Raw genomic sequence first — 16862 nt, 5'->3', positions numbered from 1 at the left:
ATGTAATCAATTCGTTTACAAATATTTAGATATTCTCTTCAGAATCGTTTTGGTCGCCATAAAGCCTTTGCGGGTAAATGACGAAATACCAAATGATGAAAATCGCAGATATGCCTATGATGGAGCAGCTCGCCCAGACTGGCAAAGTGAGCCGGGTTACAAAGCTTTCCAAAAAACCAGCTGTAACAAAAACAGGCACAAGCCCAACTGCAAGTTTCAATCCTTTTTTTGCTCCTGCTTTAAATGACTCCAGACGAGAAAATGTACCCGGAAAAAGCAGACTATTCCCTATGAGCAAACCTGCCGCTCCGGCAATAATAATTGCTGAAATTTCCAGCGTTCCATGAATCCATATTTTAAGTACGGATTGCATCAGAAGTCCTTTTTCAAAAAAGAAGTACTGAAAAGCGCCCAGCATGATGCCATTTTGAACCATTACATACAATGTGCCGGCAGAAAAGAGCAATCCGGCGGCAAATGCCATAAACGATACACGAATGTTATTGACGGTAATGGCAAGAAACATATCGGCCTGCGAAGCTGACTTGTAGATAGCCAGCGGATCGCCCTGTTTTATGTTCTCCAAAGTCTGGTTTACATAGCCATCACCCAAAATCAGTCTTACAAAAGTTTCGTCATTTGCGGCAGAGACACTGCCAATAGAAAACGCGATTGTGAAGAACAGAAAGGCATAAAGCAGATTGTATCTTGCCTGAAAAGCAACATACGGTAATTCGTACATCCAGAAGCTTTTGATCCTTCCCCTATCCTCCCGCTGATTGCTGTACAATTTACGATGCAGCTGCGAAGCGAGTCCGTTGAGGTATTTCAATACCGGCGAACCAGGATAAAATGTTCTCGCGTAAGACAGATCGTCGGTAAGGGAAACGAAGCGGGAAGTAAGCTCGTCGGGATCTTCGGTAACATGCTCTTCATAAGATTTCCAACGTTCCGAATTACGTTTCACAAAAACTGCTTCTTTCATAAGGCGGCTACTGCGGAATTGGAAAGTAAGAAGGATTACACTATTTTTCTTGCAAGATATAGGAATTTTTCTCCTGACAAACTTTTGCGTGAATGAGTTTACAGATTGATACCGCCCAAAATGTTGGGGTCGACTATGAGATTGCAAGTATAGGTGATCGTATTCTGGCACAGCTGGTGGACTACGCCGTGTACTTTGGCTGGATTCTTACCGTGGTAGGCATAAAAGGCATCATCGGTAATGGAGGAGCCTTTTCCGAAACCTGGCTATTTACCGGAGCCATGTTGTTACCCATTATGCTTTGCCCGTTACTTTGCGAGTATTTTCTGGATGGACAAACAGTAGGAAAAATGGCGCTTAAAATAAAAGTGATCCGCTTGGATGGCAGCAAAGCCACACTGAGCTCCTACCTACTGCGCTGGCTTTTATCAATTGTAGACATCAGTATTTTTTCAGGAATTATAGCCATACTCACCATCGCAATCAACGGAAAAGGGCAACGTGTGGGAGATATTGCCGGGGGAACGGCGGTTATAAAAACGCAGCCAACCATCAAACTTGAACACATCCTCACGCCTGATCAGGACGAAAATTATCAACCCAAATACCCGGCTGTGGTAGAGCTTACTGATAAAGACATCCGCACGATTCGCAAAGTACTTGCAAGTAACAACGAAGAGCTGATTGAAACGACCATGCATAAAATCGAAGCGATTCTTGGTGTAAACAGCCTCGAACATGGGAGGGACTTTTTATGGCAGGTTGTGAATGATTACAATTTTTATGCTAATTCTGAGGAGTGAGGTCTCTATATCTAAATTTTAAAAAAAATCACATTTTGGGATAATGTCCAATCTTTTGAAGTTCTTCTCTTTCTATTTTCCTTTCACCGTCATTAAATCGGAAAATTTTTACGGTAACCTTCCCAATTTCCGTTAGCGGAATTATCTCGTTATTTTCAATGTAAAAATGGTCATTCCAAAGATGCTTTCTCGGATTAAAAAATCCTATTAAATTCCCGTCAGCGGACAAACTTCCTAAATCACTGCCCTTAAACCTATTGCATGTCATACATGCGAATGCAAGGTTTTCCAAAGTAGAATCCCCTTGGTGTTTCAAACTTATAATATGATCTATCTCACAACCAAAATAAGTATCATCTTCGTGAATAAGACAGTACTCACATCTATGTTTAGCAAGTTCAGCTACTTGCTTTCTAATTAAGTAGGGAATACTCATTGATGCCTAACATAGCTATGGGCACGAGCTTTGGTCAAACGCATTAAATGCTCCAATTGAAAATAGCTCTCCAATTCCGAACGCTCATCATCATTCAATTTATCTATTTTTTCCTTTTGGATCAGTTCACGAACGCGTAGAGATGATTCATTAGATGGCTTAAACATCAAAACCCTTTCCGGGGTTGTTCCGGCAGCCAGAAAATCCACTAGCTCATCATATGCTTTCATATTTATCCTATTTTAAGAATTAAATATAAGTAGGAAAGTAACACTTTACAACATCTCCATTTTCTAAATTCACAAGGTATCGTTCACCTCCACCCTCGGCGGCAGCAACTTATACAAAACCGGCGTTACGATCCGGGATAAAAGTGTGGAGCTGATCAAACCTCCGATCAACACCCAGGCCAGCGGAGAATAGAGCGGGTTACCTTCAATAGCCAGTGGAATAAGGCCACCGATGGCAGTTAACGAAGTCAATACAATCGGTACAAACCGTATTTCACCTGCTTCCTGTATCGCATCAATCAGCGACATACCTTCTGCCCTGAGCTGATTGGTAAAATCTACCAGCAATATGGAGTTTTTCACTTCAATACCAATAAGCGCTATAAGTCCGATAATTGCTACGAACGACAACGGATAACCAACCAAAAACAAAGCTGAAAGTGCGCCAATGATGCCTAACGGAATGACGGATAACACAATCAACGAGCTTTTGAAAGTCCCGAATTCCAAAACGAGTACACCCAGGAAACCGAATGCTGTAATGAGAATAATGGTACCCAATCCGCCAAACGACTTTTCACGCGCTTCAAGCTCACCGGCTGCTTTGTACGTAAAACCTTCGGGGAACTGATATTTATCCAGCTTGGCAATGATCTGATTATAAACATTATCCACCAAAAAGCCTTTTTTCACATAAGCCGAAACCGTCACATAGCGATCCTGATCGTAATGGCGGATCTGGCTTACTGCACTTTCAAATTGCAGATCAGCGATCTGTTTCAGTGGTACCGAAGTTCCCGTCAGCGTATTCACATATAGGTTATTCAAAACACTTTGGTCCGCTACTTTTCCTTTTGGCATGGTGAGATTAATGGCATAATCATCGCCTTCTTCATCTTTAAAAATACCGATATTTAGCCCGGCCACCGCCAGCCTGATCGTTCGGTTTACCTCGGCAACCGAAATACCCAGCAGGCTCGCCTTCTCTTTGTTTATTTTCACCCGAATATCCGTTTTTCTGTTTGCAATCGGGTTGTTCACGTAAATCGTCCCGGCTGTGCCTTTCAGCACTTTTTCCACCCCTGCCGCAGCGGTTCGCAGCTTATCCAGATCCTCGCCGAATATTCGTATGGCAACAGGCGCTTCCGTATTTGGCCCTTGTTCAAAATCCTTAACTTCAACTTTTGCGTTCACTACATTAGCAAACCGCGTTCTGAGATTTTCAATGATCAATTCCTTTTCAGAAGGCTTCATGTCCTGCAACTGCACAAAAAACTCGGCGTAATTTGTAGCGTCCGAACGCTGTATCACGTTGTAGTAAATTCTCGGATTGCCCTTTCCAACATTGGTTGTGATGTAGCGAATCTCCGGCAGCTTTTTTACTTCCTGCTCCACAAACCTGGCCACACGATCCGTCTCCGACAATGCTGTTCCATCCGGTGTTTCCATCGTGATCAGGAACATTGGTTTTTCTGATTTTGGGAAAAGTGAAAAGCCGATCACTTTGGTAAGGCCCAAAGAACCCACGAACAATACAACCGCAAGGCCCAAGGTTGGGAAAGGATTAATCAGTGCCCAATGCAGCAACTTGCTATACGAACCGCTGATCACCTTTTTAAGAGATCGCATAAAGATATTGCCTTCCGGATTGTGCGATTCTTTCAACAAACGGCTGCTCAGAAACGGAACAATGGTAAGTGAAACAATCATGGATGCAATGATGGTCATACTCACTGCCATAGGTAAGCTGCGGATGAAATCTCCTGATGCTTCTGGCAAAAAATTGAGTGGCAAGAATGCCAGAACCAGTGTAACCGTACAGCCAATCACAGCCAGAGTGATCTGCTTCGTAGCTTTCACAGCCGCTTCCCGTTTCGGATAACCGTCCCGCATCCAGCGTTCGATGTTTTCCACCACCACAATGGAGTCGTCAACCAGAATTCCCAGCGAAACGATCAACCCTACAATACTCAGCTGATTGATACTAAAACCGAGATAATCGATAGCCGCCAAACCCATAGCGAGTGAAAACGGAATGGAGATCATTACCACCAGCGCCGCCCGGAAACCCAGCGGAAGTAAGGTGAGCGAAACCAGGAAAATGGCAATGGCAAAATCCTTGGCAAAACGCCCCAGCCTTTTACTTACACTTTCCGACTGGTCAAAACTCTTGATCAATTTGATATGAGAGGGAAGTGTTTTTTCAAATTTGGTGATAACCGGATTCAGCATTTTACCGACCTGTTCTATATTCTGCCCTTCTTTTTGCGCAGCCGTTACAAGCACGCTCCGATGTCCGTTTAGTCTTGTAATGTGCGATTCCTCTGCTTCATCATAATCCACGGTAGCCACATCGGATAAATAAATGATCTTTTGAGAAGGTGTACCAAAGCCCGTACTGGCTACAATGGTTTTCCTGATTTCGCCGAGCGACTTGTAATCTCCCGATGTTTTTACGTTAAATTTTCGGGTATTTGCCTGAATGCTTCCACCCGGAATGTTATAGTTTTCAGCCTGCAACGCCTGTATAATCTGGTTGACCGGCACACCTTCAAGGGCGATTTTTTCAAGATTCAATGAAATACGAACCGTCCGGGCTGGATAACCCCAGTTTTCTACGCTTTTCAGACTTTTAATTTTCGAAAGCTCATCTTTCAGATCATCGGCTTTATCTCCCAATTCTTTGTTTGACGCCGTTTCCGACACCAACGCAACCTGTACAATGTTTACATCCGTTGGAGAAAACCTGCGTATTTCTGTACGGAAAATATCCTTGGGCAATTCGGCTGCAAGCGCTCCCACTTCCCTGATCAGTTCCTGATATTTCTCATCGGGATCTTCGCTGTAATCGTATTCGATCACCACCACCGCCAGACCATCATCCACGTTGGTTTTGATGTTATTTACGTTTTCAAGCGCTGTCAGTTTTTTCTCAACTTTGTCCACCACCAGCTCTTCCATATCCAGTGCATCAGTCCCCGGATATACATACACGATGGCAAATGAAGGTGCGAAAAACTCGGGATCTTCACCTCTTGGCATATTGAAAAGTGAGTTCAACCCAAGCGCCACAACCCCAATAAACATCACCAGCATAAACTGCCAGTTCTTGACCGAAAATTCAGAAATATTCATTTTCTTTTTGTATTATTGTTAAAATCCCAATTGAGATGGAAACTTTGTTAGTTACTGTTCGTGAGAACGTTGATATCGAAACAATAGAAAAACAGCTTCATAAGATCGATGGAATTTCTATTGTGAAACGGTTAATAAAAATCGATGAAACCAGCATGCTTTCTGAACCTGCACTTTCTGAGGAATGGGAAAGCGAAGAGGATCAGCGTTGGGATAAATTGATCTAATCTCATGGCACTATATCAGCGTGGAGATATTGTAGCCGTACAATTCCCATTTACCGACATTTCCCAAACCAAAAAAAGACCTGCACTTGTTATTTCCAATGACACTATAAATGCCACAGGAGATTATCTTTTGGTTCAAATCACAAGTCAGGTTAAGGGCGACCATCTCTCCATTCCAATTAATGATTCCGATTTTGTGGGCAATCCGTTGCCGCTCAAAAGCTTCGTTCGTGTGCACAAAGTGTTTTTGTTAAATGAATCTCTGATCATCAGCCGCATCACTTCTGTCAACCCTCCATTTCTAAAATCATTGGCCGACGCCCTGTTGAAACTTATCAGCTAAAATTCTTACTTTTTAATGCTCAGAGAGGACGAATCTGTTAAGAAAGCTGAACCAGACGTAATCACTTCTTTTACATTTTCCAATCCTTGTAAAACCAACACCTTATCGCCGTCCAGATAACCTATTGTGATTGGTATTCGCTTTGCTTTTCCATTTTCATTGACAAAAACGAATCCTTTATTTCCGTTTCCTTCAATCACCGCCTCAACGGGAATGACTGCGTATTGACGATTTTGGGATGATACCAACTCGGCTTTTCCATACAATCCCGTTGCAAATCGTTTTCCGGCAGGATCTATTTTTACTTCTGCCTGGTACAATTTACTTACCGGATCAGCCGACTGTGCCAGATTGGTAACGGTGCCTGTAAAAGTTTCTTCGGGATAAGCATCCAGCTGTACATTGGCCTTGTCGCCCAGTTTCAATCTTGCCCAATCTTTATCCGAAATATTCACGCGCATCACCCAGTCATTCCTGCGGCTCGATGTGATGATCAAACCAGGCGTACCCGGTCCTGCAAACTCTCCTTCGTTGATCTGTTTGCGGGTAACCGTTCCGTCAATAGGAGAGATTATTTTGGCATAAGACTGATTGAATTGTGCTATTTTCAGGTTCTGCTGAGACACGTCAAAACCAGTGGTTGCATTTTGCAATTGCTCCAAAGTTGCTGCCGTATCTTTCAACATGTTTTGTACACGTTTCATATCACGCTCCGATTTCTCGGCCGAATACGTCGCCTGATTCACCTGCGCATCAATTTCGGTCATATCCAATACTGCGAGTAGCTGCCCTTTTCTCACGGTTTGCCCTTCTCTCACAAAAACCTTCGAAACAATACCTCCAACCTTAAACGACAGTCTTGCTTCTTCCGAAGAGGCAACTGTGCCCGCAACACGGATCGGTTCGGCTCTTGTTTCAGATTCAACGTTGGTGATTTTTACCGGAATGACCGTTTCGTCAGCTAGTTGCTGCTCTTCTGGCTTCTTCTCTCCACAGCTCCACATTAGCAACATCATCAGTGCTACCGCTTTATATTTGACAAACCTTTTAAACAAAATCTTCATCGTAACATCTGTTAAACGATTAATAATAAATAGCAACTAAAAATGAATTGAGCGCAAGTAATACACATAACGGTGAGTAATACCTGCTGTCAAGATTCGCAAATCGCGAACCCTCAATTTTCTTAAAAAAACCAACATAACGGAACTCACCAATGGCTCGAAAAAGAAATATCACCCCCAAAAACCAGGCTCCAAAATGGTCTATGATTATGGGCAAATCAACCTTTAAAACCGATACTTTAATCAAATAGAAAAAAGCCGCACAAGCCAAAAATAGGGCCACAAGCAAGGTTGCTACAATACCTGGTTGAAATAACGGAGCACCTTTATCATGAGGAACCGCAGCATTTATCCCGACTCTTCCACCAGCGGCCCAATAAAAATGGATGGCACTGATACTTAGTAAAAACAAAGAATTGATCATTGCAAATAGCATGACACTACTATTTAAATTGACTTCCTAACTTCTCTATTTTCTGTAACCACTTCGCACGGGTTGCATCAGTTGAATTCCGCACCGGACCAAAAAACGTGGTACGTACAGGCTTGATACCGGAAAATTCAAGCACCATTTTTTTCATTGCATGATATCCCGGTCTGCCATTGATAAGCCAATAATACCAGGGTGGCTGGTCGAGCGTATTGATCACATGTCCGCTCCTACCTGCAAGCAACTTATCCCACCAAACCGAATTTTCGCGGTATTTATATGCAAAACCTGGTAAGAAAACCCTGTCTATGAATCCTTTGAGCAAAGCAGGCCAGCCACCCCACCAAATGGGATACACCCAAACCAGATGTTCTGCCCAAAGAATTTTCTCCCTTGCTTCAAGTAAGTCGGGTTCCAGTTCCACGCGTTGGCGGTATCCATATTGCAGATTAGGATTGAAACTTAATTCTGCGATGGCAATTTCCCTTACCTCAGCTCCTGAAGCTAACGCTCCCTTCTTATACGCAGCTACCAGCGCGGAACTGTAACTTACCAGATCCGGATGTGCGTTGATGATCAATATCTTTTTCATGGTTCTACGGTTATTTTGTCAAGAACCGATCTTTTGATCAGTACATCGTATTTTGTAATCACCTGTTGCAAGCGGGCCGTCTGCACGTCGTTTTGCGCTTTAATGTATTCTATCAGCAACAAATTACCGTTTCGGTAGCGACTGTCGACTACCTTGAAATACTGCGAAGCATTCAACATGCCATCATGCGAAGCTTTTTGCGCTTCACCTGCGGATACAAAATCGTAGTAAGCCTGCGTGGTCTGCAATTCTATCTGTTTTTCTGTATCCGTTTTTTTCGTTTGAAGTAAATCAGCCTGTATTTTAGCCTGCTGAATTTTTGATTTTCTCTCAAACCCTTTGAAAATATCCCACTGCAAACCGGCCTGCATGATCATATAAGCCTGGTTTTTGAATGTATATCCATAGCCCTGGAAACCGGCATTACCACCGACGAACAGAGAAGGAAGCGAAGCCGCTTTTTGCTGCAATGTAATGGCGTGGCGCGCTGCTTCTATCGACATATCGAATTGCTTTAATTCACCTCTGCCTGCTTTTGCTTTCTCTTTTAACTCTGTCAACTGATCCCCCCCACCAAAATCTATCATGTCCGCATTAATCAATGTGGAATCTATGATGATGTCATTAGCGAGGTCCCGATTCAGTAAAAAATTAAAGTATGCTCTTGCGACACGGGAATTATTCCCGGCTTCTATTTTTTGTTGTACAAGTTTGCTTGCTTCGTATTCCGAAGAAAACACCACATCCTTTGTAGCCGTATTGTTGGCGACCAGCTTTTTGTTCAGCTTCACGAGTTCACCCAATACCGCAGCGCTGTTATCCAGAATTTTGACAGCTTCCAGTGATTGCAGATATTGGTAATAAGCCGTTTCTATGTTGTATCTCAATTCATTCTCCACCACCTTTTTCTTCGCTTCCTGAGCTGACAAGAGGCTTTTTTGAATCAGATAGTTATATTTTATTTCCGGATTATAGATCGAATACTGGACATTTACTTTGGTGTCATGGAAGTTGGTTGGAGCCAGCAGTTCGTTTACGTTTTCGATGTTGGTGGGAAACTGATTGGTACCCGTCAGTTCATTTAGTGACTTATATGCAGGATTTAACAAATCGCCTACCGGGAAATTCAACCGACGTCCACCAGCTGCATAGGAATAAGTCGGATTGAAGGAAAGCCTTGGATAAAAAAGTGCCTTCGCCTGACGAATCACCTCCATGGCCTTTTTAATTTCCAGCGATTCCTGATGCAGTGAGAGGTTGTTCTGCAAACCCTCCTCCACATAATTCTCCAAAACATCAGACTTCTGAGCCTGAGCGAAAAGAGGTAGAATAGTGATTAGAAGTAATATTTTATTAATCATGACTAATTTAATGAACAGCGTTTAGTGCTACTGCAAATTTTTTTTAAGACTTCCCAATTTCTCCTAAATGAGTGTTCTTGAAACTGTCGGAGTATTTCAGGCCGTAACCGAAACATCTGTCCATGGCAGAATGACCAAAGAGAACGGTTCCTGCTAACATCAGTTGTTGATTACCTACCATGAAACCGGCTATACCCACTGCAATTCCCAAACCTTTGTGGTGAAAAAAGTTATACAGGGTTGCGCCTACTTTTGTGTTGACTGCATAACCGATCATGCTTAAATCCGGCACAAGAAGCAATGCCGGGAACCACCACCATGCGAAATCGAGATATGAAAAAACGAAAATGGCAAGCAGCAGCTCAGCAAATTCTTCCAGTTTAAGCAGCAGTTTCATATTTTTTATTTTAAAGAAACTTTCATCATTTCAACAAACAACTGAAACGATTCCTGCATGCGCTCCATCTGTCGGTTATCTTCAAACATATCCATTCTTTTTTTAAGGTATATTGTGATGAGCCCGTGCATGAAACTCCAGATAGTCAGACAGACTGTGTCCAAATCCAGTTCCGGTCTGAAATATCCTGCACCTACACAATCAGCGTAAACTAACCTCAGAAAATCGAATGACTTCATCCCGTCTTCCCACACCTCATCTTTGCAGGTAAGTGCCTCAATGGGTGCCTGCATAATAAACATGAGATCGTATAACTCAGGATTTCCAACAGCAAATTTAATGTACTGGCTTCCCAACGAGGTCAATCTTTCAAAGGGATCTTCAATAGTGGTAACCATTGCAAATTCCTCCATCATTTTCTCAAACGCCTTCACATGTAAGGCAAGCAGCAATTCATTTTTGTCTTTGTAATACAGGTATATCGTTGCCGGGCTGTATTCGATCGTATCGGCAATTCCACGTATGCTTGTTTTCTCATAACCGTTTTCTAAAAACAGTTTCTGCGCTCCCTGCAAAATCAGTTCACGCATTTCCTCCCGCTCTCTTTCCTTCCTCTCTGTAATTCCCATGTTGCTTTTTATTAACATGGCAAATATAATAAACAGTGTTTAATAAAAACAAACCGTTCATCACATTTCTTATCTTAAAGGAGAAATATTGAAATTAATTTTCAGAGATGTGTAACATTTTGGACCCAGAAGTATCCAATACGAAAAAACATACATCATGAAGACAATACTCACTGCCCTATTCATCATTTTTGTTTCATTTTGGTCGGTAGTCATAAGATTATACAAGAGCCAACCTGACAAAAGCAATCTTCATAACCTTGGCCTGACCAAAGAGTTAAATATGATTGCATTCACCAGCAGTCAGGAAACAATTACATTCCCGCCATATGACTTTTGAAGAAATATATAAAAGCTACTGGAACAAGATATTCCGGGTTTGCATGGGATATGTAAATGACCGGGATCTGGCTCAGGATATTGCACAGGAAACATTTATCACGGTTTGGCAGCAGTTACCAAAATTCAGGAATGAATCATCCATCGGAACCTGGATGTACCGCATCGCAGCCAATCATTGTCTGCGCCAGATTGAGAAAACAAAGCGACTTCGACGAGATGATTTCCCTGCTCAATTAGCCGTAAAAGAAGAACCGGCACCAGATGAAAATGTGCAGTTGCTCTATCAATACATTTCAGAATTACAGGAGATAGACCGCCTCATTATTTCCATGGAACTGGAAGAATTACCACAGGCAGAAATAGCGAGAGTGGTCGGGATGACTGATGCAAATGTCAGAGTAAGAGTACATCGTATCAAAGAAAAACTAATATTAAAATTCAGTTCTCATGGACGCAGATAACTTAAAAAACCTGTGGAACAAGCAAGTACCCGTTCCACAGCCTGATACTGAACTGCTGTTAAAATCAGCATTAAAAATTAAAAATAAGAGTCGTAATCAATTGTTGCTGGCGATGTTTTTGGGTCTGGCAACCATTATTGTCATTGCTACCATTGGTTATTACATAAAACCCGAACTCCCCACAACCAGAATTGGTGTTGCGTTTATCATCCTGTCTATTGTGTTTTTTCTTATCTCTTCCAGCGGGCTGCTGCGGTTGTTACTGAAAGATGCCGACAGCTCTTTGGATACCGCTCATTATTTGTCTTTGCTTATTGAAGTAAAAGAAAAGCAACTTAAAATCGGAACCAGCATTATGACCCTGTATTTCATTGCACTGGGTGCGGGCATATTGCTTCACATGATTGAATACACCAGAAAAATGTCACTGACAGCCGGAATAATTACCTATATCGTTACTTTTACCTGGATATTGTTCAACTGGGTGTATCTGAAACCGAGAATCGTTCGGAAGCAACAGGAGAAAATAAGTGCGATCATCAAAAATCTCGAAAAGGTAACGGGGCAACTTTCATAAAAAAATACTTCCCCAAAACTACCGAAGTTCATGGGGAAGTATTCTTGACAACTCAATCTTCAAAACCTCTTATTCATGCCTCACAAGCTGGATGTTGGCAATAAGCTTCACATCTTCACCAATGAGCAATTCGCCCGAATCGGTGAGTTGACGGTAGTTTAAACCAAATTCCTGGCGGCTAAGGCGACCTTCTACTTCAAAACCTACACGGATGTTCCCTTCCGCATCACGCTGTGCCCCACCATATTCCGCATCCAGCTCGATCGGTTGGGTTATGCCTTTTAAAGTCAGTAAACCAGCCAGCTTATAATTGTCACCTTTTACCTTATGAAAATAATTGGACTGAAAAGTAATATGTGGAAACTGTTCTGCGTCAAAAAAGTCTGCTGATTTCAAGTGCGTATCTCTCATTTCCACGTTGGTGTCTATACTCTTCACGTCAAGAGAAAAATGTATTTCTGCGTTTTCAAAATTATTTTGGTCAGACGTTGCGCCTCCTTCAAAATTCTTGAAAGAACCGGTAATTGTCGAGATCACTAAATGTCTGATCTTAAACTGAACATCGGAGTGTGCCGGATCTACGGCCCATTTTGTAATTGCCATATGAATTGAAATTTGAACCTAAAACGATTAATTTTTAAAAATTAGGTAAAAAATTCGTTCCGAGCAAATTCAACACAGATGATCGCTGAGAAATAAATAACCCAGTTTTGATCATAAAAAACGAAGGATTTTATAACAATAGAAATATTCAATAGCCTATAAAAAAGAATCGATGCAGTGAGCCACATACCCCCTCTGAAAACCAAATCGTTAAATTATTGGCACGTGATTTTTAGGACACAAAGCATGCTTATATTTACCAAACTTTACTAAATCAACGACTACATGAAGATGCAGGGAAGAAGCGTATTCACTTACGATGTATATGCCCCCACTACTATTACTACGATGCTGCGCCCACGCCGTCAGGAAGGACAATCCATTATACAGGAAGGTTTTAACATTGAGCCATCTGTTCCATTTTCGGAATATATCGACTTGTATGGTAATCCCTGCCAGCGCACCATTTTACCTGTGGGCCAGGTTAAGATTACGACCGAAGTTCAGGCTCAGGTAAATAAGACTAAAGAAATTCCAAATCCGCCACCTGCCTACATGCTTGTGGGGGATTTACCCGACGATATCATGCATTACATCCTGCCAAGCCGGTATTGTGAGTCGGATTTACACGAAATAAACATGCTTGCCATGAATATCGCGGGGAACCTTACGCCCGGGTATGATCAGGTTGAAGCAATCAGAACCTGGATTCACCAGAATGTAAAATACCAATATGGCGTAACGGATTCGAGTACAACAGCGCTCGACCTTGCACGTAATCGTATAGGGGTGTGCCGTGACTTCACGCACCTTGCCATAGCACTTTGCCGGAACCTGTGCATACCAACCAGAATGACAGTAGGTTATCTTGACAAGCTAAAAGACATGGATCTCCATGCCTGGTTCGATGTATATTTGGGTGGAGAATGGTATACCTTCGATGCAGTTCAGGAAAAAACAGAAGGTTACAGAATTGAAATTGCACACGGGCGCGACGCAGCGGATGTGGCAATGGTTACACAATACGGGAATGCTACTTTGCAGTCACTACATGTAGAAGTGCAGTTGCTGGAACCCGAAGCATAAGAAGTACAAAGTACTCAGTTATAAAATCAAAGCCGGACGCAGCTAACGCATCCGGCTTTTGGTTAAGAGAGGAATAGGAGTCTTTCTAATTGTAAATGGTTAATTCGGTCCGCCGATGCGGTTAATGGTCAATTCCCGGGCTATGCAGTCAATTTCCACCATTACTAATTTGCACCCGCCTCCTCAGTTCTTCATTCTCAATTGTCGACGGCGCCCCCAGATTAATTCCTGCAAACACCGTTCAGTCCGCCAAAAAGCGTACAGACCGGAATCTCCTAACTCCTTCCTAAATCACTCCCAGTTCTTTCCCAACTTTTGTAAAGGCTGCAACGGCTTTTTCCAGATGGTCCTGATCGTGTCCTGCTGATATTTGAACCCGGATTCTCGCCTTACCTTGTGGTACAACCGGATAGAAAAACCCGATTACATAAATGCCTTCTTCCAATAACTTTGCAGCAAATTCCTGCGCCAGTTTAGCTTCATAAAGCATGATTGGTACAATCGGATGCTCGCTTGGCAAGATATCAAAACCTGCTTCGGTCATTTCTTTCCGGAAATATGCTGTATTGGCTTCCAGTTTGTCACGCAGTGCAGTGGATGACGACAAAATATCCAACACCTTTATAGATGCACCCACAATAGAAGGAGCGAGTGTATTAGAAAACAGATATGGGCGCGAGCGCTGACGAAGAATCTCTACGATCTCTTTTTTAGCAGCAGTGAAACCACCTGATGCGCCGCCAAGTGCTTTTCCGTATGTTCCGGTAATGATATCAATCCGTCCCATCACGTTTCTGAACTCGTGTGTTCCTCTGCCCGTTTTGCCAATAAAACCGGAAGCGTGACATTCATCAATCATGACCATAGAGCCGTATTGTTCCGCCAGATCGCAAATTTTATCAAGTTGTGCTATTGTGCCATCCATGGAGAAAACCCCATCAGTTACAACTAAAATTCTTCTGCTTCCCTGTGCTGCTTTAAGCTGCGTTTCCAGATCTGCGAGATCGTTATGTTTGTAACGAAAACGCTTCGCTTTACACAAACGGATACCGTCAATAAGTGAAGCGTGATTCAGCTCATCCGAAATAATGGCATCATTTTCGCCCAATAAAGGTTCAAAAACTCCTCCGTTCGCATCGAATGCTGCGGCGTATAAAATGCAATCTTCTGTACCTAAAAACTCAGCCGTTTTACGTTCCAGTTCTTTGTGAATATCCTGTGTTCCGCATATAAACCGAACAGATGACATGCCGAAACCATGTGTCCGGATCGCCTCAATTCCCGCTTCGATCACATCCGGATGAGAAGAAAGTCCGAGGTAATTGTTGGCGCAAAAATTCAGAACTTCCTTACCGTTGTCCGTCGCAATCTTGGCCGATTGCGGCGTGGTGATAACGCGTTCTTTTTTATACAATCCGGCTTCTTTGATCGCTTCAAGTTCTTCCTGAAGTTCCTGCTGAATATTTCCGTACATGATGTGTAAGTTTAAATGTGATTGAGATAAATACCTGATTTTATGGCTCAGGCTTTAACTGTTTTATACTTTTTCTGCAATTCCGAAATCATTTCTTCGGTCATCTTGTCCAGCGTGTAAGCTGGACGCCATCCCCAATCTTTACGGGCAACGGTGTCATCAATATGCTGTGGCCACGATTCGGCTATCGCCTGACGAAAATCCGGCTTGTAACTAATCTCAAAACCATGAATAATTTTGCTGATACTGGCAGCGATTTCTTTTGGCGAAAAACTCATTCCTGCCAAATTATATCCCGTTCGTATACTAATTGAATCAGCCGATGCCTCCATCAAACGAACTGTTGCATCCATTGCATCACTCATGTAGATCATCGGCAAGGTAGTATCTTCTTTCAAAAAACACTCAAAATGCTCGCCTTTCACAGCCTTGTGATAAATGTCAACTGCGTAATCGGTTGTGCCACCACCGGGCATGGACTGGTAACTGATAATCCCCGGATACCGCAACGAGCGAATATCCAGCCCGTATCTTTTAAAGTAATAATTTGACCAGTTTTCACCAGCTGCCTTGCTGATTCCATAAACAGTGGCAGGATCCAGATAGGAGTATTGATCAGCTGTTACATCTACGTGATCACCAAAAACAGCAATTGAACTTGGATAAAATATCTTGCGAACGCCATGCTCCCGGGCCACTTCGAGCACGTTGAAATAGGTCTGCATGTTGATTTGCCAGGTATTCAGAGGATCCTGTTCGCCTCTTGCCGACAGAATTGCAGCCAGGTGATATATCTGCGTGATGCCATGTTTTTTGACAATCGCTGCCAAACCATTTGCATCCGTCGCGTCCAGTTTTTCAAAATAATCCGGCTTATGATCCGGTTCGCGCAAGTCCGACGCTACAACCCCGTTCTCTCCATAAATCCCGCGCAAATATTCCACCAGCACAGAGCCAATCTGACCGTTAGAACCAATTACCAAAATACGTTCTGATTTCATCATATCATGTACTCGTTAAAAGCATAAATCACTTGCAATTTTACCTTTTCAGACATTATTTTCAAGAATCAAGCCAATCCGTAGCAAATGTTCCCGCACTATGTTCCATTTAAAGAAAATATTACTTTTACAGTAACAATTCCAATTCAACTGCAGTAAATATTATTCCACATGGAGCAACTGGATAAGATCGATACCAAAATCCTCAGAATATTACAGAAGGACGCAAAAAAAACGACGAAGGAAATTGCCAACATGCTTAACCTGACCATATCGCCTATTTACGAACGCGTGAGGCGGTTGGAAAGTCTTGGTTTTATTAAACAGTACGTGGCAATTCTGGATAAAAAACTGATCAATCGATCAGTAACCACCATTTGCCAGGTTTCGATGCGCTACCACAATGAAGCATTTATTGAGAAGTTTGAACAGGAAATTCAGAATCTGGAAGAGGTACAGGAATGTTACCACATGGCCGGTCAGGTCGACTTTTTACTAAAAATCAATGTAGGAAGCCTGGATGAATATCACGATTTCGTAAAGTACAAGTTATCGAAGATTGACAACATTGGGGTACTGAACAGCACCTTTGTGCTTAAAGAGATCAAACATACTTCGGAGTATTATATTTGAAGTGGCTCGGGGCAGCTAACCCAGATTTGCAATGGGAGTTTTTGTGGTTAAGC

The 16862-nt window shown here is 42.5% G+C and carries 21 protein-coding genes; 8 read left to right on the top strand and 13 right to left on the bottom strand.

What is annotated here, in order from left to right:
- Positions 1 to 25 precede the first annotated feature (25 nt).
- Positions 26 to 985 carry a stage II sporulation protein M gene (locus LZG71_RS12175; RefSeq protein ID WP_233820770.1) on the bottom strand — a complete coding sequence of 320 codons (960 nt, stop codon included), beginning with the start codon at positions 983 to 985 and terminating at the stop codon, positions 26 to 28.
- 92 nt (positions 986 to 1077) lie between these two features.
- Here LZG71_RS12175 and LZG71_RS12170 point away from each other — a divergent pair, with 92 nt between their 5' ends.
- On the top strand, positions 1078 to 1788 hold the full coding sequence (locus tag LZG71_RS12170) for an RDD family protein (protein WP_233820769.1): 711 nt from the start codon (positions 1078 to 1080) through the stop codon (positions 1786 to 1788).
- A gap of 28 nt (positions 1789 to 1816) precedes the next feature.
- Here the strand turns inward: LZG71_RS12170 and LZG71_RS12165 are convergent, their stop codons facing one another.
- From LZG71_RS12165 to LZG71_RS12155, 3 genes are all read right to left on the bottom strand, one after another.
- Positions 1817 to 2224 (bottom strand): HNH endonuclease, encoded by a 408-nt coding sequence (locus LZG71_RS12165; protein ID WP_233820768.1) that lies wholly within the window; start codon positions 2222 to 2224, stop codon positions 1817 to 1819.
- Positions 2221 to 2454 carry a hypothetical protein gene (locus LZG71_RS12160; protein WP_233820767.1) on the bottom strand — a complete coding sequence of 78 codons (234 nt, stop codon included), beginning with the start codon at positions 2452 to 2454 and terminating at the stop codon, positions 2221 to 2223. The genes LZG71_RS12165 and LZG71_RS12160 overlap by 4 nt, the downstream gene beginning before the upstream one ends.
- A gap of 69 nt (positions 2455 to 2523) precedes the next feature.
- A complete protein-coding gene (locus LZG71_RS12155; protein ID WP_233820766.1) occupies positions 2524 to 5589 on the bottom strand; it encodes an efflux RND transporter permease subunit in 3066 nt (1021 codons plus the stop codon).
- Positions 5590 to 5624: 35 nt separating this feature from the next.
- Here LZG71_RS12155 and LZG71_RS12150 point away from each other — a divergent pair, with 35 nt between their 5' ends.
- Together LZG71_RS12150 and LZG71_RS12145 are read left to right on the top strand one after the other, a co-directional pair.
- Complete coding sequence (locus LZG71_RS12150) at positions 5625 to 5816, top strand: hypothetical protein (RefSeq protein WP_233820765.1); 192 nt, start codon at positions 5625 to 5627, stop codon at positions 5814 to 5816.
- A 4-nt stretch (positions 5817 to 5820) separates the two neighbouring features.
- The gene (locus LZG71_RS12145) at positions 5821 to 6159 is read left to right on the top strand and encodes a type II toxin-antitoxin system PemK/MazF family toxin (protein ID WP_233820764.1); all 339 of its coding nucleotides are present in this window, start codon (positions 5821 to 5823) and stop codon (positions 6157 to 6159) included.
- Between the two features lie 5 nt (positions 6160 to 6164).
- Here LZG71_RS12145 and LZG71_RS12140 read toward each other — a convergent pair whose 3' ends face one another.
- Genes LZG71_RS12140 through LZG71_RS12115 form a run of 6 tightly spaced genes read right to left on the bottom strand, consistent with a single transcriptional unit; the run spans position 6165 to position 10632 of the window.
- The gene (locus LZG71_RS12140; protein WP_233820762.1) at positions 6165 to 7223 is read right to left on the bottom strand and encodes an efflux RND transporter periplasmic adaptor subunit; all 1059 of its coding nucleotides are present in this window, start codon (positions 7221 to 7223) and stop codon (positions 6165 to 6167) included.
- 19 nt (positions 7224 to 7242) lie between these two features.
- The gene (locus LZG71_RS12135) at positions 7243 to 7659 is read right to left on the bottom strand and encodes a DUF3995 domain-containing protein (protein ID WP_233820760.1); all 417 of its coding nucleotides are present in this window, start codon (positions 7657 to 7659) and stop codon (positions 7243 to 7245) included.
- 7 nt (positions 7660 to 7666) lie between these two features.
- Entirely contained in the window at positions 7667 to 8245 is a 579-nt protein-coding gene (locus LZG71_RS12130; RefSeq protein WP_233820758.1) for an NAD(P)H-dependent oxidoreductase, read from the bottom strand.
- Complete coding sequence (locus LZG71_RS12125; protein ID WP_233820756.1) at positions 8242 to 9606, bottom strand: TolC family protein; 1365 nt, start codon at positions 9604 to 9606, stop codon at positions 8242 to 8244. The genes LZG71_RS12130 and LZG71_RS12125 overlap by 4 nt, the downstream gene beginning before the upstream one ends.
- Positions 9607 to 9649: 43 nt before the next feature.
- Positions 9650 to 10003: a DUF4260 domain-containing protein gene (locus LZG71_RS12120; RefSeq protein WP_233820754.1), complete on the bottom strand. Its 354-nt coding sequence runs from the start codon at positions 10001 to 10003 to the stop codon at positions 9650 to 9652.
- Positions 10004 to 10008: 5 nt separating this feature from the next.
- Positions 10009 to 10632 (bottom strand): TetR/AcrR family transcriptional regulator, encoded by a 624-nt coding sequence (locus tag LZG71_RS12115; protein WP_233820752.1) that lies wholly within the window; start codon positions 10630 to 10632, stop codon positions 10009 to 10011.
- A 157-nt stretch (positions 10633 to 10789) separates the two neighbouring features.
- Between LZG71_RS12115 and LZG71_RS12110 the strand changes: the two genes are divergently transcribed.
- Genes LZG71_RS12110 through LZG71_RS12100 form a run of 3 tightly spaced genes read left to right on the top strand, consistent with a single transcriptional unit; the run spans position 10790 to position 12012 of the window.
- Positions 10790 to 10972 (top strand): hypothetical protein, encoded by a 183-nt coding sequence (locus tag LZG71_RS12110; RefSeq protein WP_233820750.1) that lies wholly within the window; start codon positions 10790 to 10792, stop codon positions 10970 to 10972.
- A complete protein-coding gene (locus tag LZG71_RS12105; protein WP_233820748.1) occupies positions 10962 to 11435 on the top strand; it encodes an RNA polymerase sigma factor in 474 nt (157 codons plus the stop codon). The genes LZG71_RS12110 and LZG71_RS12105 overlap by 11 nt, the downstream gene beginning before the upstream one ends.
- Complete coding sequence (locus LZG71_RS12100; protein ID WP_233820746.1) at positions 11422 to 12012, top strand: hypothetical protein; 591 nt, start codon at positions 11422 to 11424, stop codon at positions 12010 to 12012. Before LZG71_RS12105 ends, LZG71_RS12100 begins: the two co-directional genes overlap by 14 nt.
- Positions 12013 to 12081: 69 nt before the next feature.
- Here LZG71_RS12100 and LZG71_RS12095 read toward each other — a convergent pair whose 3' ends face one another.
- A complete protein-coding gene (locus LZG71_RS12095; protein ID WP_233820744.1) occupies positions 12082 to 12615 on the bottom strand; it encodes a YceI family protein in 534 nt (177 codons plus the stop codon).
- A 285-nt stretch (positions 12616 to 12900) separates the two neighbouring features.
- Here LZG71_RS12095 and LZG71_RS12090 point away from each other — a divergent pair, with 285 nt between their 5' ends.
- Positions 12901 to 13701, top strand: coding sequence for a transglutaminase family protein (locus LZG71_RS12090; protein ID WP_233820742.1), 801 nt, complete (start codon positions 12901 to 12903; stop codon positions 13699 to 13701).
- Positions 13702 to 13987: 286 nt separating this feature from the next.
- Here LZG71_RS12090 and kbl read toward each other — a convergent pair whose 3' ends face one another.
- Both kbl and LZG71_RS12080 read right to left on the bottom strand, forming a co-directional pair.
- The gene (gene kbl / locus LZG71_RS12085) at positions 13988 to 15175 is read right to left on the bottom strand and encodes a glycine C-acetyltransferase (RefSeq protein ID WP_233820740.1); all 1188 of its coding nucleotides are present in this window, start codon (positions 15173 to 15175) and stop codon (positions 13988 to 13990) included.
- A 47-nt stretch (positions 15176 to 15222) separates the two neighbouring features.
- Positions 15223 to 16176, bottom strand: coding sequence for an NAD-dependent epimerase/dehydratase family protein (locus tag LZG71_RS12080; protein ID WP_233821081.1), 954 nt, complete (start codon positions 16174 to 16176; stop codon positions 15223 to 15225).
- A 171-nt stretch (positions 16177 to 16347) separates the two neighbouring features.
- Between LZG71_RS12080 and LZG71_RS12075 the strand changes: the two genes are divergently transcribed.
- Positions 16348 to 16809, top strand: a complete 462-nt coding sequence (locus LZG71_RS12075; RefSeq protein WP_233820738.1) for an Lrp/AsnC family transcriptional regulator — start codon at positions 16348 to 16350, stop codon at positions 16807 to 16809.
- Positions 16810 to 16862 lie beyond the last annotated feature (53 nt).

Source organism: Dyadobacter sp. CY312 (assembly GCF_021390535.1).
In the GTDB taxonomy this organism is placed as follows: Bacteria; Bacteroidota; Bacteroidia; order Cytophagales; family Spirosomataceae; genus Dyadobacter.
This window is presented reverse-complemented; position numbering and strand designations above follow the sequence as displayed.

Bases quoted from the DNA above. Each gene is read 5' to 3' on its own strand.
- LZG71_RS12175 (WP_233820770.1), bottom strand. From the start codon at position 985: ATGAAAGAAGCAGTTTTTGTGAAACGTAATTCGGAACGTTGGAAATCT.
- LZG71_RS12170 (WP_233820769.1), top strand. From the start codon at position 1,078: ATGAGTTTACAGATTGATACCGCCCAAAATGTTGGGGTCGACTATGAG.
- LZG71_RS12165 (WP_233820768.1), bottom strand. From the start codon at position 2,224: ATGAGTATTCCCTACTTAATTAGAAAGCAAGTAGCTGAACTTGCTAAA.
- LZG71_RS12160 (WP_233820767.1), bottom strand. From the start codon at position 2,454: ATGAAAGCATATGATGAGCTAGTGGATTTTCTGGCTGCCGGAACAACC.
- LZG71_RS12155 (WP_233820766.1), bottom strand. From the start codon at position 5,589: ATGAATATTTCTGAATTTTCGGTCAAGAACTGGCAGTTTATGCTGGTG.
- LZG71_RS12150 (WP_233820765.1), top strand. From the start codon at position 5,625: ATGGAAACTTTGTTAGTTACTGTTCGTGAGAACGTTGATATCGAAACA.
- LZG71_RS12145 (WP_233820764.1), top strand. From the start codon at position 5,821: ATGGCACTATATCAGCGTGGAGATATTGTAGCCGTACAATTCCCATTT.
- LZG71_RS12140 (WP_233820762.1), bottom strand. From the start codon at position 7,223: ATGAAGATTTTGTTTAAAAGGTTTGTCAAATATAAAGCGGTAGCACTG.
- LZG71_RS12135 (WP_233820760.1), bottom strand. From the start codon at position 7,659: ATGCTATTTGCAATGATCAATTCTTTGTTTTTACTAAGTATCAGTGCC.
- LZG71_RS12130 (WP_233820758.1), bottom strand. From the start codon at position 8,245: ATGAAAAAGATATTGATCATCAACGCACATCCGGATCTGGTAAGTTAC.
- LZG71_RS12125 (WP_233820756.1), bottom strand. From the start codon at position 9,606: ATGATTAATAAAATATTACTTCTAATCACTATTCTACCTCTTTTCGCT.
- LZG71_RS12120 (WP_233820754.1), bottom strand. From the start codon at position 10,003: ATGAAACTGCTGCTTAAACTGGAAGAATTTGCTGAGCTGCTGCTTGCC.
- LZG71_RS12115 (WP_233820752.1), bottom strand. From the start codon at position 10,632: ATGGGAATTACAGAGAGGAAGGAAAGAGAGCGGGAGGAAATGCGTGAA.
- LZG71_RS12110 (WP_233820750.1), top strand. From the start codon at position 10,790: ATGAAGACAATACTCACTGCCCTATTCATCATTTTTGTTTCATTTTGG.
- LZG71_RS12105 (WP_233820748.1), top strand. From the start codon at position 10,962: ATGACTTTTGAAGAAATATATAAAAGCTACTGGAACAAGATATTCCGG.
- LZG71_RS12100 (WP_233820746.1), top strand. From the start codon at position 11,422: ATGGACGCAGATAACTTAAAAAACCTGTGGAACAAGCAAGTACCCGTT.
- LZG71_RS12095 (WP_233820744.1), bottom strand. From the start codon at position 12,615: ATGGCAATTACAAAATGGGCCGTAGATCCGGCACACTCCGATGTTCAG.
- LZG71_RS12090 (WP_233820742.1), top strand. From the start codon at position 12,901: ATGAAGATGCAGGGAAGAAGCGTATTCACTTACGATGTATATGCCCCC.
- kbl (WP_233820740.1), bottom strand. From the start codon at position 15,175: ATGTACGGAAATATTCAGCAGGAACTTCAGGAAGAACTTGAAGCGATC.
- LZG71_RS12080 (WP_233821081.1), bottom strand. From the start codon at position 16,176: ATGAAATCAGAACGTATTTTGGTAATTGGTTCTAACGGTCAGATTGGC.
- LZG71_RS12075 (WP_233820738.1), top strand. From the start codon at position 16,348: ATGGAGCAACTGGATAAGATCGATACCAAAATCCTCAGAATATTACAG.